Annotated in this window: 3 protein-coding genes; 1 reads left to right on the forward strand and 2 read right to left on the reverse strand. The window is 34.1% G+C overall.

Features of this window, described 5'->3' with window-relative positions:
• Window positions 1-165: 165 nt before the first annotated feature.
• Both bamD and pruA read right to left on the reverse strand, forming a co-directional pair.
• Complete coding sequence (bamD, locus tag V9L04_RS00775; protein ID WP_338792150.1) at window positions 166-2,442, reverse strand: outer membrane protein assembly factor BamD; 2,277 nt, start codon at window positions 2,440-2,442, stop codon at window positions 166-168.
• A 482-nt stretch (window positions 2,443-2,924) separates the two neighbouring features.
• On the reverse strand, window positions 2,925-4,628 hold the full coding sequence (gene pruA / locus V9L04_RS00780) for an L-glutamate gamma-semialdehyde dehydrogenase (RefSeq protein WP_338792151.1): 1,704 nt from the start codon (window positions 4,626-4,628) through the stop codon (window positions 2,925-2,927).
• Between the two features lie 576 nt (window positions 4,629-5,204).
• Between pruA and V9L04_RS00785 the strand changes: the two genes are divergently transcribed.
• Window positions 5,205-16,268 carry a BspA family leucine-rich repeat surface protein gene (locus V9L04_RS00785; RefSeq protein ID WP_338792152.1) on the forward strand — a complete coding sequence of 3,688 codons (11,064 nt, stop codon included), beginning with the start codon at window positions 5,205-5,207 and terminating at the stop codon, window positions 16,266-16,268.
• Window positions 16,269-16,329 lie beyond the last annotated feature (61 nt).

A 16,329-nucleotide genomic window follows, 5' to 3' on the forward strand; every position in this document is an offset into this window, starting at 1 on the left:
TTTTTTTAAGATAAACAGATTTTTCTCTGTTTTTTATTCTTATTTCTTATTGCATTCTATTAAATAATAGATTAAAGGTTTCCAAAAATAGCGAAAATTTATATAAAAATAAAAAATATATACAATTCTATTAAAAAGATGCTTTAATAAGACTTGTCTTTCTTATTATCCACCTATATTTTTATCTTGTTCATTATCAGGTTTTTGAACAGGGCTTTCTTTTAATTTCTTATCTGCTACTTCTAAGAGTTTTTTTGCATACTCTTGTTCTTTACTTCCTTCATATTTTGTAACGAAAGTAGTTAACTTTTCTACATAAACAGGCAAAGATTCGATGTGAGAAGCACTCATAATTCGGAGTAACTCTATTTTTGCATTATAACTATTTTGAGGATATTCATTTTGAATTGTGTCTAACTTTTCAATGGCTTTTTCATAATTTTTAGCCAAATAAAGCTCATAACTTTCTTTATATAAGCTAGTAACAATCGTATCATTTACGGCTGCTTCTTCTAAATAATCAGGGTCAGAAATAAGTTTTGCAAAGGTGGATTCTGGGTAATATTCTTGTAAATCCTTTTCATAACTTGCCACATCACATTTTTCTAATGTTTTATCTTCCAAACATATCTTACGCAACAAAAATAGAACTTCAGCAGTATTTGAATTAGCAGGAAAATCATTTATAAGACGTTCAAAAGTAGCTCTCGCATTACTATTTTCTTTGAGCTGATAATGATATACTTTTCCAAGTTCAAACAACGCAACTTGAACTTTTTGCTCTAAAAGGCTAATTTCTTCTATTGTTTTAGGAACTTCTTTTAATCTTTCCTCTACACCTGCAACAGTTGCATATAGATTTTCTTGGTCTGTTTTGCTATCTGCTGTTGTGGCAGTTGGATCAACAGTATTATCAATTGAACTATTTATTTTATTGCTTCTTCGCCAGTTATCTTCTAAAGGACGGTTTTTCCAAACTCTAACAAATGTATTTTTTCCTTGTCTGACAGCTTGGTCATTATAAAAATACCACGTTTGAGCAGGATTTGACGTATTTGCAAATGGATTTGTAGTTCCTTGCTTGACCAAATTTCCACTTTTGGCAGCTTTTTCTGCTGCTGCTGCTTCTTTATCTATTTGTGCTTTTTCTTCTGCAATTTGTTTTTCAAAATATTTAACTAACTCTTCCTGCGACATTTTGGAAAGGTTAATTTTTGTATCTGCTTTTTCTAAAATATCATATTGCTCAAAAAATTGACCTAAAATTTCTCCTCGTGCAGCAATTTCATCATAATTACGCATTTCTTCTGTACTAATAGAAAGGGCAGAATCATAATACGAATTTGCCTTTGCATATTTACTATCAGCATAATATAACTCACCCATTCTGACGTAAGTATAAGCTCGTTGTGCTGAGTTATCTGAAGGTTGATTTAAAGATTCTTGTAAGAGATTGATAGCTTCCTCTGTTTTTCCTCGTTTTTGAGCAAACCCAGCCATTTCATAATAAATACGGTCTTTATATTCTTCATTTTTTTGGTCTTTCAAAAGTTTTTCAAAATATTTTTGCGCTTGTTTTACATCTTCTGCACTCGTTCCTGCTACTTGAGAAGCATTCAATTGAGCATTAAAAACCATTTCATAATCGGGATGTGCCTTTATACTAGCTTGATAATTTTCGTATGATTTCCTATCATTTTTCTTTACATTTATTGTCTTATCATCAATTCCTTCTTTGGCTTTATTCTGATAAATTTGTCCCAAAATAAAATGATAACGAGCTTTTTGAGTTTTATTTTTCACATACGGCAAAGCAAGCTCTAAATAAGCTGCTGTTTTATCAAAGTCATTGACTGTTCTGTAATAATGTGCCGAAACCAAATAAAAATCTCTAATATTTTCTTCTGAAAACTTATCTCCTTCTTTCGAAATATAATCCATCGTAAAAGAAGCCTGATCCAAATTACCACTTTCAATAAAAGAACGCATCAGCCAAATAAGAGAAGCATGACGAATATCTAATTCATTACTATTTCCATTCAAATATTTAAAGGAATTAATAGCATTTCTATAATCTGCTTGATGTAAACGAGCTTTTCCAATGAGTAAATAACTATCATCTGTCCAATCACTTTCTGGATGACGTTGAATAGGTAAAGATGCCTTTTCAACAACATAATCCAATTCGCCTTTAAAGCCTCCCATCGAAACACTATCTATTGGAGGCAAAACTGCCAATACATTATTAAAATCACTTTTTTGTTGAAGATATGTATTTTTATAAACTTCATTGAAACGCTCCTCTGCTAAAAAATAGGCATTGTAATGAGAGGCTGTATTTCTGTAAAACTGGCAAGATGTAATGCCATTAAATAAAAAAAATGCAGAAATAAAGAATACTAAACTCTTACTTATTCTTTTTTGAAATGTTGCTAAATTCATTTATTGCTTTAATTATAATTACAATTATTTTCTATCAAAATTTGTGTATAGTTTATTTCATTCATTCAAAATTACTTGTTAAAGGTATTATAACTTATTAGTGAGAGGTTTATATGATTTTTATGTAATAATAAACCTAAGGATAGGGTGTTCAGAATTTCAAAAAAAATTCTACAAAAAATGATTATTTTAAATCATTTTCTTTAAAATTTAGCTGCGTAGCTGCGAAATATGGGTAGAAACGAAAAAATATCAAGTTCAAAAAGCTGCGTAGTTGCGAAATATTGTTGTTTGATGTTTGAAAACTGTAAAATTTCAACATTTCGCAGCTACGCAGCTCTAAATACGGAAATTCAATTTTAATCTACAAATATAATGCAGCTACGCAGCTAAAATACACTACATTTTTGAAAATCATAATTACAAAACTGTAGGAAAAAATAAACTAATTCTTAACACCTTACCCTTAGGGCTTGGAGATTCTACTTTTTCACTTTCTCTTTTTTCTCTTTTTTTGCTTGTCCGTTCGACTCTTTAGCTTCTTTTTTCTCCTTTGGATCTAATTCTAAGAATGGATACTCATAGCTTGTTGGAGCATTAAATGTTTCCTTGATTGTACGAGGACTTACCCAACGCAAAAGATTCAAATATGAACCTGCTTTGTCGTTTGTTCCTGATGCTCTTGCACCTCCAAATGGCTGCTGACCTACAACTGCACCAGTTGGTTTGTCATTGATATAAAAATTACCTGCGGCATTTTTAAGCTTTTTGGTAGCCAATTCTACGGCTGTTCTGTCATGTGCAAAAATAGAACCTGTCAAAGCATACGGAGAAGTTTGGTCTGTAAGCGTAAGAATATCCTCAAAGTCATTTTCTGGATACACATAAATTGTCAAAACAGGTCCAAAAATTTCTTCACACATGGTTACATATTTTGGATCGTCTACTTTCAAAACAGTAGGTTCGATGAAATAACCTTTTGATTTGTCATAATTTCCACCTGCAATAACTTTGACATTTTTGTCTTTTTTTGCGTTGTCTATATACTTAGCAATTTTATCAAACGATTTTTCGTCAATAACAGCATTGATATAGTTACCATACACTTCTGGAGAACCCATTTTGATTTCCGAAAGCATATCTGTCATTCTTTCTTTTACTTCTTTCCAAATATTCTGAGAAATATAAGCTCTTGAAGCAGCCGAACATTTTTGTCCTTGGAACTCAAAAGCACCACGAACAAGTGCAGTAGCAACTTGTGCAGCATTTGCTGTATGATGAGCCACCACAAAATCTTTTCCACCTGTTTCGCCTACAATTCTTGGATAACTCTTATAGTTTTGGATATTTTTTCCAATTTCTTTCCAAATTGTCTGGAATACACCTGTACTTCCTGTAAAGTGAATACCTGCAAAATCTTTATGATTGAAAATTACATCACCCGTTTCAGGTCCATCTGTAAAAATAAGATTGATAACTCCTGCTGGCATTCCTGCTTTTTCGAAAACTTCCATAATTACGTGAGCAGAATAAATCTGTGTAAATGCTGGTTTCCAAACAATAACATTTCCCATAAGGGCAGCTGAAGCTGGAAGGTTTCCTGCAATAGCCGTAAAATTGAATGGCGTAAGGGCAAAAACAAAACCTTCTAAAGGACGATATTCTAATTTATTCCAAATTCCATCTGAAGAAACAGGTTGTTTTTCATAAATTTCTTGCATAAAGTAAGCATTGAAACGCAAGAAATCAATAAATTCACAAGCTGCATCAATTTCTGCTTGATACGCATTTTTAGACTGACCTAAAACGGTTGCTGCATTAATTTTAGCACGATATTCTCCTGCCAAAAGGTCGGCTGCCTTCAAAAAGATAGTAGCACGGTTTGTCCAAGGCAAATCTTCCCAAGCCTCTTTTGCTGCTAAAGCTGCACGGATTGCTTGTTCTACATGACCTTTATCACCGTAATGAAAATGTCCTAGTGTATGTTTGTGGTCGTGAGGAGGAGAAAGACGCATTTTTTCTTCTGTACGTACTTCTTGTCCACCAATTACCATTGGAATATCTAATTCTTGACTACGTAATTCTTTGATTGCTTTTTTGAGAGCTTCACGTTCTGGAGAGCCTGCACGATATTCTAAGACAGGTTCGTTTTTTGGAAAAGGAATAGAAAAAATGGCATTTTGCATATTAAAAATGTGCTTTAGAGTGTTATGTCGAAATAATTAAACTTTTATAATAAAGCAAAAATACAAAACGGATTTGAGAATTGGTAATTTTGCTACTTGATTTTTCTATGTCGTTGGTTAAGACACCAGCAACTGTTATTGATGTCTTATTCTAACAATTTTCATTTCACTCTCAATCCTGAGTTGAAGTTAATTGAAAATGAATCATATACCTTCCCACGGTCTCAGATAGATTTTGATAACCTATTAAATAATTTTGTTCAACTTAAGCTCATAATGATAATAGGTCAATACTAGAAAGTAAAAAAATCTTTTTCCCTAATACTCCAAACTATTTTTCATTTTTCTTAAAAAAACAAAAACTTAATGTTTAACCTCACGTAATAACAAAGTGCATACCTCTCTTTATTTAGTAATAATTTTGTATTTTTGTATTGTATTTCAATACTTTAGATCTTTATAATCAACCCAAAATCAACACTTATTATTCATCTATCTATTTCTTTACTGCGTAGAAATAGGTAACTTATATTTACTAAACAATAATCTTGACTTACCCTTACCCTTCATTACTTTATGAAAAATATATTTACTACTTTTAGATTTTCTTTTTTATTACTTTCTTTTTTCTTGTTACTTTGTCTTTCTTTTACACCTTCTGTGTTAGGGCAAGACTTATACTCACTTTCTGGAGGAGATGCAACATTAACAACCACCTGGTCATTTGATAACTGTTTTTCTACACAGTCAGTAGCAGGGGTAATTCCCAGTAATTCAACTCCAGTTACCACAATATGTGCAGGAGAAGATGTATTTATTCCTATTGGAGGTTTTCTTGAGGTAATAGACTTAGAAATTTATGGAGGCTTAACACTTCAGAATAATGCTACATTGATAGTAAATGGTAATTTAACGATTCACTCTGGAGGAATACTAACTACTACTAATAATACTGGAGATAATTTTGATTTTATTTTCAGAGGTAATATCACAAACAATGCTACTTTTAGATTACGTCAGTCTTCACATACTTTATTTGAAACTACTCCACTTTCAATAACTAATAATAGTGGTAATATGCGTTTTTCAGAAAGCTTAGGTAGTGGTACTTGTCAAATCGATACTGACGTTATTATCAATAATGGAACAGGAGATGAAATACAACTTTGGGGTAATGGTGGTATAAATATAAATGGAACTCTAACAAACAATAATATTACAGGAGTATTAGCTCCTAACTTTTTGACAGGAGGAGGTTCGTTTCAAAATAATGGTAGATTGATTATGCGTTCTAATATTTTATCTGATGTAGCTAATTTCAACAGTTCTTCTATATCTACATTTGAATATAACTATGCAGGAGATGGAGATATTCGAGGAGGGGTAACTTATGGAACTTTAGAAATAACAGGAACAGGAGTAAAAACGCTTCAAGCAGGAACAACAACGATATTAGGAGATTTAGATAACAATACAGGAAATAGTTTTAATACAACTACTAACGCTACTGTAGTCATCTTTGATGGAACAACTCCACAAACCATCAGAGGAATAACGACTACATTCTATGGTTTAGAGATAAGTAATCCTGCACATGTTACATTTGATGATTTTGTTCAAGTTAATAATTCATTAGATTTAGATGATGGAAAAGTCATTCTCACTTCTGATAATTTTAGATATAATGGCACAGATGCTAACCTTACTCATACACCAAACTCTTGGATACAAGCGACAGCTACTAGCAGAAAGTTTTTACGTAATCCAGGTCCTGCTACTTTTCCAGTAGGAGATGCTTCAAATAAACAAACTGTTTTTCTTTCGAATGTTAATACAGGTACAGGTGTTAGTTTTATTAACCCATCTACTATCTCATCTCCTAATAACATGGGTTCTTGGCACATAGGTGCTAGTCTCACTACTGATATAGAGTTTCAAGCACCACAAGGTGCAGGGCTTACAAACAGTTCCTTGGTTCATATAGAAAGTGCAGGTAACTGGTCTCCAATAACTCCTACTAGTTTTACTTCTCCCAATTACAGAATAAATAATTATACTGGAGGTGCAGGAGAGTTTACTATTTTCACGCCACCTTCAAATGCTTTTATTACAAAATGGAAAAGTGACAATCCTTCTGGAGCAGGAACTAATAGTCAGCAAGTACGACTTCCTATTGTTGGTGGTTCTTATTTTGTCTATTGGGAAGAAGATGGTAACGCAGCCAACAACTCTGGAGGACAGTTAGGTCCTTTTAGTGGCTCTCAAATTATTGATTTTGGTACAATAGGTATATATAGAGTAGAAATATCAGGTACGTATGATAGAATAGTTTTTAATAATGGTGGAGACAGACGAAAAATTCTAACCATAGAACAATGGGGAGACAATGCATGGACAAATATGAATAATGCTTTTTATGGCTGCTCTAATCTAACTTATAATGCTACTGATGCTCCAGATTTATCATCAATACCAATTATGAATCTAGGACTTATGTTCGCAGAATGTCCAGCTTTGGTAGGAAATTCGAGTATAAGTACTTGGGTAACTGATAATGTTACAGATATGCGATTTATGTTTTCAGGAGCAACACTGTTTAATCAAAACATCGGAAGTTGGAATGTAGGTAGTGTAACGAACATGGAAGGTATGTTTCAAGGAGCTCAGAATTTTAACCAAAATTTGTCTTCATGGGTAACTACCAATGTAAATAATATGAACAGAATGTTTAATGGAGCTACTGTTTTCAATAATGGATTATCTAGTGGAGTAAGTGCAAGTTTAGTATGGAACACAAGTAATGTTGCTAATATGCAGTTTATGTTCCAAAATGCTACAGCTTTCAATCAAAATGTAAGTTCTTGGAATGTGAGTAATGTAAGTAACATAGCTAATATGTTTGCAGGAGCAAGTGCTTTTAACCAAGATATTAGAAGCTGGAATACTTCCTCAGTTGTATTTATGGGTTCGATGTTTAATAATGCAACATCTTTTAATAATGGAGAGGCAACTAATGGAAGCAACAACCCCTTGACTTGGAATACATCTTCTGTAACAGACATGAACTATATGTTTTATAATGCATCAACTTTCAATCAAGATATAGGTGTTTGGAATACACAGAATGTGCAAAACATGGCACATATGTTTGATCAAGCTGTTTTGTTCAATCAAGATATAGGTAGTTGGAATACACAAAATGTGCTAGACATGAACTCTATGTTTAGGCGTGCTGAATTATTTAATAATGGAGCTTTAAGTAATACAAATAGTACCCCTCTTCCTTGGAATACATCATCAGTATTAAATATGGATGCTATGTTTTTTAGAGCAAATAGTTTCAATCAAAATATTGGAGGGTGGAGTACAAGCAATGTTACCACTATGGAAAACATGTTTAATCTAGCTTCTGTATTTGATCAAGATTTGAGTGCTTGGGATATTAGTAGTATTACTATCCCTAATAGTATGGAGGGTATGCTCAATGGAACAATCATGTCTCAAACTAATTATGAAAATACTCTCATAGGATGGGCAACTATAGTAGGTCCTGAAACAATACCTACAGGCATTACATTAGGAGCCAATGGAAGAACTTATTGCTCTACCAATGCTATTACAGCAAGATCTGAACTAACTTCTGCTCCTAACAACTGGACTATTAATGGAGATGCTCTAGCTTCTCCTACCTGTTTACCTTCACAACCCATCGGCAACCGAGGAATGTATTTTGATGGGATAGATGATTATGTGGATGTAGGAACTGGACTAAACAGTACATTTAACTTTAGTAATTTTACAATAGAATCTTGGATAAAAATAAATTCAGCAGAAAATGGAATTGTATCTAATCGTCCTAGTAATGCCAATAATGGTGTAAGTCTAGCAGTTAATGGTGGACGAGTAAAGTTTACTTTACAAGGAATAGCAGGAGGAGATATTCAAACTTCAAATATACCTGCTGAACTCTTAGAAAATAATAAGTGGTATCATATTGCTGCTACTTACGATGGAAGTAACGCAAAGATATACGTAAATGGGGTAGAAAAAGCAAATGTATCAATTACTGGGTTTTCTTCTTCTTCCTCTTCTTTACTTATAGGTAGGACATATTTTGATAACTCTGCCTCATTTATATCCACTAGAGGTCAAATAGACGAAGTAAGAATTTTTAATTCTGTTCGTAACGCAGGACAAATCCAAGCCGATATGGGCAGTAATACACCAAATGGAGCATTAGGATATTGGAATTTTGAAAATGGAGAAAATCAAATAGCATTTAATTCAGGCTCATTATTTTCTGCTGCTGATGGACAGTTGGGTTCAGATGCTCTAGGAGATATAAATGACCCTCTTTGGGCATTACGAGTAAAAAATACAAATGATAGTGGTGCAGAGAGTTTTAGAGAAGTTATTGATGGTGATGGTGTTTCTATTGATGGAGCAAATCAACTAGCAGGGAAAAACTATATCGATTTTAGTATCCCTACTTCTGATGCTAATTATAATTCAAGTACTGGAGTATGGACAATACAATCACTAGCAGGCATTACTAATGCCATATCTGATGAAGCTCTTATTGATGGGTATTCTGCTTTTGACTCAAAAGCTGCTACAAACCTTGCTCCTGCTGATATAAAAATACAATTAGCAGCACCACCTTTACCAATAGCTTCTAGTACGCTAACTCTTTCAGGTTCGTCTTCTATTAGTGTAAAAGGCTTATCTATTCAACAAAGTGAGGGTTCTGGCTTGGCTGCTCTTTGGCTTTCTGGAACAGCAGGACACTTTATAGAAGGAAATCATATTGGTGTTGATGCAGCAGGTATTGCTTCTTACCCAGCTACACCTACTAGTGGAGCTTTAGTCATGCAGAATAGTTCTAATAATACTATTGGTGGAACAAGTCCAGCAAGTAGAAATATAATTAGTGGATCGTCTACTAATGGAGTTCGAATAGATGGTACATCTTCTCATAATACTATCTTAGGTAATTATATTGGGGTAGGTGCAGATGGAACTACTCCTCTTGCAAATGGAGGTAATGGTATTTTTATCAACACAACAGGAATAAATAATAATATTGGTAATGGAACAATAGCAGGGCAAAATATCATTGCTAATAATACTGGCTTGGGAATTAATGTGACTGGAGGAGCTACTCAAGCTACTATATCCTATAATAGTATATACCTTAATGGAAGTGGAGGAATTAATATTGCTACAGGAAGTAATGCTGACAAACAAGCTCCAGTAGTAGATACAGCTACTCCATCTCTTATTTCAGGAACGTGCGAACTTTCTACCGATATAATAGAAGTCTTTGATAACAATCCTTCTGAAACACAAGGAAGAACTTATTTAGGAAATGCTACTGTTGCTGGAACTACTTGGACTTTTTCTTCAGGAACATTTACAACAAACAACTTTATAACTGCGACAGCGACAGCTACTGATGGAACAAATGCAGGAAATACATCATCTTTTTCTAATGCTGAACCAGTAGCAAGTGCGCCAGAAATAGAAGTTAGACATGAGCTATATGCACCTGCAAACGAAATACTGTCTGGCTCTTCTGCAAGTGGTTATACGATTTATGGAGGAATGCCTATTTGTTCTGGAAATGTGCAAAAACATTTCAGAATTTATAACACAGGTACAATAGATTTAGAGGTAAGTAATATTATCTTTACTGGAGCTAATCCAACAGATTATTCTATCAGCCCCTCAACAACATCTATTACTATAACACCTGGTAGTTTTCATCAATTTTCAATTCAATTTGCTCCGACTGCTGTAGGTACTCGTACGGCAATTATAAACATATCCAATAACGATAGTGATGAAGCTACTTATACATTTGATATAGAAGGAACAGGAACAGCAGATACTACTGACCCAGTTACTCCAACTCTAACAGATATTACAGCAGAATGTAGTGCAACTCCTACAGCTCCAACTACAACTGATAATTGTGCAGGAACAATTATAGGAACAACAACAACTACTTTTCCTATTACAACACAAGGCATAACCCTAGTAACTTGGACATTTGATGATGGAAATGGAAACATCATCACAGCAGACCAAAATGTAATTATTAATGATGTAACTGCTCCAGTTCCAGATTTGACTTCACTTTCAGATGTAACAGCAGAATGTCAAGTAACAAGTCTAGTAGCTCCAACAGCAACTGATAATTGTGCAACAACAGTAATAGTAACAAATGACGCTGCTCTTCCTATTTCTGGAGAAGGTACAAATGTAGTAGTAACTTGGACATACGATGATGGAAACGGAAATACATCTACTCAAACTCAAAATGTTAGCATTGATGATGTGACTGCTCCAGTTCCAGATTTGACTTCACTTTCAGATGTAACAGCAGAATGTCAAGTAACAAGTCTAGTAGCTCCAACAGCAACTGATAATTGTGCAACAACAGTAACAGTAACTAATGATGCTGCTCTTCCTATTTCTGGAGAAGGAACAAATGTAGTAGTGACTTGGACATATGATGATGGAAACGGAAATACATCCACTCAAACTCAAAATGTTAGCATTGATGATGTGACTGCTCCAGTTCCAGATTTGACTTCACTTTCAGATGTAACAGCAGAGTGTCAAGTAACAAGTCTAGTAGCTCCAACAGCAACTGATAATTGTGCAACAACAGTAACAGTAACAAATGACGCTGCTCTTCCTATTTCTGGAGAAGGTACAAATGTAGTAGTAACTTGGACATACGATGATGGAAACGGAAATACATCTACTCAAACTCAAAATGTTATCATTGATGATGTGACTGCTCCAGTTCCAAATTTGACTTCACTTTCAGATGTAACAGCAGAATGTCAAGTAACAAGTCTAGTAGCTCCAACAGCAACTGATAATTGTGCAACAACAGTAACAGTAACTAATGATGCTGCTCTTCCTATTTCTGGAGAAGGAACAAATGTAGTAGTGACTTGGACATACGATGATGGAAACGGAAATACATCTACTCAAACTCAAAATGTTAGCATTGATGATGTGACGGCTCCAGTTCCAGATGTGACTTCACTTTCAGATGTAACAGCAGAATGTCAAGTAACAAGTCTAGTAGCTCCAACAGCAACTGATAATTGTGCAACAACAGTAACAGTAACAAATGACGCTGCTCTTCCTATTTCTGGAGAAGGAACAAATGTAGTAGTAACTTGGACATATGATGATGGAAACGGAAATACATCCACTCAAACTCAAAATGTTAGCATTGATGATGTGACGGCTCCAGTTCCAGATTTGACTTCACTTTCAGATGTAACAGCAGAATGTGAAGTTACTTCATTAACCCCTCCAACAGCAACTGATAATTGTGCAACAACAGTAACAGTAACTAATGATGCTGCTCTTCCTATTTCTGGAGAAGGAACAAATGTAGTAGTAACTTGGACATACGATGATGGAAACGGAAATACATCCACTCAAACTCAAAATGTTAGCATTGATGATGTGACTGCTCCAGTTCCAGATTTGACTTCACTTCCAGATGTAACAGCAGAGTGTCAAGTAACAAGTCTAGTAGCTCCAATAGCAACTGATAATTGTGCAACAACAGTAACAGTAACAAATGACGCTGCTCTTCCTATTTCTGGAGAAGGAACAAATGTAGTAGTAACTTGGACATATGATGATGGAAACGGAAATACATCCACTCAAACTCAAAATGTTAGCATTGATGATGTGACGGCTCCAGTTCCAGATTTGACTTCACTTTCAGATGTAACAGCAGAATGTGAAGTTACTTCATTAACCCCTCCAACAGCAACTGATAATTGTGCAACAACAGTAACAGTAACTAATGATGCTGCTCTTCCTATTTCTGGAGAAGGAACAAATGTAGTAGTAACTTGGACATACGATGATGGAAACGGAAATACATCCACTCAAACTCAAAATGTTAGCATTGATGATGTGACTGCTCCAGTTCCAGATTTGACTTCACTTCCAGATGTAACAGCAGAGTGTCAAGTAACAAGTCTAGTAGCTCCAATAGCAACTGATAATTGTGCAACAACAGTAACAGTAACAAATGACGCTGCTCTTCCTATTTCTGGAGAAGGAACAAATGTAGTAGTAACTTGGACATATGATGATGGAAACGGAAATACATCCACTCAAACTCAAAATGTTAGCATTGATGATGTGACAGACCCTACAATTACAGCACCATCAAACGTAACTGTAAACACAGACGCAACACTTTGTACAGCTTCAAGTGTAAGTTTAGGAACTCCAACAGGAACTGATAACTGTGGTACAGTTACATTTTCAAATGATGCTCCTAGTGAATTTACTATTGGCTCAACAGTAGTAACTTGGACAGCAGACGATGGAAATGGAAATACAGCAATAGCAACCCAAACTATTACTGTTACAGATAATGAATTACCAATCACAACATCTATATCTAGCATAACTGTATCTCCAAACCAAGGTTGTACTTTTTATAATGAGAATAATCAGAATCCTTCTTATATTTCTGATGGAATAGCAAGTGATAATTGTGGTATTGATACAAACGGTTACGAATATAACTTGACAGGGGCAACAGTAACTACTATTCCAGTTTTTACTTTAGAAGATTTAATATTTAATGAAGGAATAACCACTGTTACTTGGAGAGCAAAAGATATAAATGGAAACTTCTCCTCACCAAGTGAGCAGTTTACAGTTACAGTTATAGATAATGCTCAACCACCTGTACTGACAGCAATGCGTGATTTCACAAGAAATACAGACCTAAACAATTGTTATTATACAAATAGAACAACAACAACTTCTAATCGTATTCCTGATGGAACAGCTGCAGATAATTGTGGTGTTGCCTCATATCGTTACTTATTAAGTGGAGTAACCCTAGGAGATGTGTCTTCTTTAGAAGGTATTCGCTTTAATCAAGGAATTACAGATGTAACTTGGACAGCCACAGATAGAAATGGCAATACTTCTGCCCCTAATCAATTCACAATTACTATTATTGACAATAAAAACCCTTTTATTCAAGCTCCTCAAGATGTTACAAAACTAACCAATCTCTATGGATGTACATCTACTAGAGACAGTTTAGATATAGGTACTCCACTAGCTTCTGATAACTGCTTATTTAGAGTTTTCAATAATGCACCAGCAGAATTTCCTCTTGGAGAAACCATCGTCACTTGGACTGCCATAGATTCAGCAGGAAATACAGCTACTGATGAGCAAGTCGTTACCATTGAAGAACAATATTATGTTACTCCTAGTGATTCACTTATTTTGGTTCAGATGTATAATGAAATGGGAGGAGCATCTTGGAATAATCCTTGGGATTTGAATACACCTGTTTCTACTTGGAATGGTATAAGGGTTAGTTGTGGAGAAGTTGCTTCTATCAATTTATTTAGTAATAATCTAACAAGAACTCTTCCCTATTCTGTTCTTAATTTAGCCAGAAGAACAAACACTGATTTCTCATTAAATATCAAAGGAAATAGACTTAGTTTCGAATCAGCAGAAGATTTTGTTGGAGCTATTCCAAACTTTACCTATTCACCACAAGCTAAAATTTATGCCCCTCGTACTGAAATTGTTGGACAGACTGAGTCTATTACATTCAATTCACAAACTCAAGGAAACTTCAATACTTATCAATGGTATAAAGATGAAAATCCTATTGCTGGAGCTACAAATTGGGAATATACAATCCCAAGTGCCCTTCCATCAGATGCAGGTATTTATACGTGTAAAGTAAGCAATACAGTAGCTACTCAACTTATATTAGAAAGAAATCCAATTAACTTACAAATAGAGGGATTTGTAGAGCCTACAGATTCACTTGCTTTAGTACAGCTTTTCTTAGATACAGGAGGAGAAACTTCTTGGACACAAACTTGGGATTTGACCCAACCTGTTTCTACTTGGTCAGGAGTTACTCTTTCTGGAAGCAAAATAACAGAGTTAGATTTGTCTTCCCGTAACTTGATAGGCACATTACCAAATGTATTTGATGCAGAGTTATTCTCTGAACTGCGTTATTTAAGTTTCTTTGATAATAAATTGGAAGGACAAATTCCTGCCTCTATTGGAAATATTACTACACTAACTTATCTAGACTTAGATAAAAATAACTTTGAAGGAAGTGTTCCAGTTTCGTTTGGTAATCTTATCAATCTACAAGCTCTTTGGTTGTCTAGAAATAACTTAACTAGTATTCCAGAAGAAATTGGAAATATGAGTAATTTGAGAACACTTTATCTCAATGATAATCAGTTTGTAGAAGTTCCTCAAACAATAAAAAATCTAAGAGAATTAAATGTTTTGAATGTTAGTGATAATCAACTCAAAGAATTACCAAGTTCAATTACAAATCTCACAAAACTAATTGCATTTTATGCTAATCGAAACTACATTAGAACTATTCCAACAGATGTACAAAATCTAGTTAGTTTAGTGACATTTGAAATAAATACCAATAACTTGTCTTCTTTACCAAGCGGCTTTTTACAACTTAGTAATCTATCTGAATTGAGAGTTTCTGAAAATGAATTAGAGTTTGACGATTTATTGCCTTTCTCAAATCAAAACTATTCTACATTTGAATATGCACCACAAGCTCCCATTAATCAAGAAGAAAATATTTTGGCTATTCTTAATTCATCTCTTTCTTTTGTAATAGAAACACAAGGAAATGGAAATAATTATCAATGGTTTAAGAATGGAAACTCTATTGCAGCAACTCAAAATCTAACTCTAAATAGAATTAGTAATAATGAGGTAGGAATTTATACTGCACAAGTTACCAATTCAAGTTTACCAGATTTGACTTTACAACGTCGTTCTATTACTCTAAATGTAGAATGTCAAGCAGGACTAAATTTTGAAATTAAACAACCTGTTCAAACTGTATTTTGTGAATCTCAACCTTTTGGACTAAAGTTAGAAATTGCTACTCAATTCACAGATGCTCAAAAAATTACTTGGAGAAAAGAGGGTGTCATCTTAGCTTTTGCAAATGAAAACTCATATACTGTTACAGATGCAGGAACATATACAGCAGAAGTTTTGACAGCAAACGGTTGTACAGCACTTTCAAATTCTATAGAAATTACTGTTCTTCCTCAACCTGAAATTAGTATTGATTTAGTCAATGAAGAAATACTGACCAGTACATTAAATAGTCAAGAAACAGTTACTTATCAGTGGTTGAAAGATGGAGTTCCAATCGAAAATGCCTTTGAAAGCACCTACAAGCCAATAGAAACAGCAGAATATAGTTTGCTTGTTTCGACAGAGACAGGTTGTAGTTCAATTTCTGAAATAATTATTTTCACAAAAACAATTACAGCCATAGAAGAGCCAAAAGAGTTACGAAATTTAGAGATCTTTCCTAATCCAAATAATGGTAATTTCTTTATAGATTTTGGAACAGCTTCTCCAAATGGTGAACCTACTTTTATCTTAATTGACGCAATTGGTAGAAAAGTAGTACTCAAAACAGAACAAATTTCTTCTTCTCGTTATAAAGTCAAGACAACTAATCTTGTAGGTGGAATGTATCATCTACAAATTCAAACAAAAGATGGGCTTGCTTTCCGTAAGTTTATAATAGAAGAATAAAAAAACTATTTTATAACTCTTCACGCAAAAACTCCTTTATTTTTTAAAAAATAAAGGAGTT

The organism is Bernardetia sp. MNP-M8 (assembly GCF_037126285.1).
Classification (GTDB): domain Bacteria; phylum Bacteroidota; class Bacteroidia; order Cytophagales; family Bernardetiaceae; genus Bernardetia.

What these genes read in the sequence shown, in the direction of transcription:
- V9L04_RS00785 (WP_338792152.1), top strand. Translation starts at nt 5,205, where the DNA reads ATGAAAAATATATTTACTACTTTTAGATTTTCTTTTTTATTACTTTCT.
- pruA (WP_338792151.1), bottom strand. Translation starts at nt 4,628, where the DNA reads ATGCAAAATGCCATTTTTTCTATTCCTTTTCCAAAAAACGAACCTGTC.
- bamD (WP_338792150.1), bottom strand. Translation starts at nt 2,442, where the DNA reads ATGAATTTAGCAACATTTCAAAAAAGAATAAGTAAGAGTTTAGTATTC.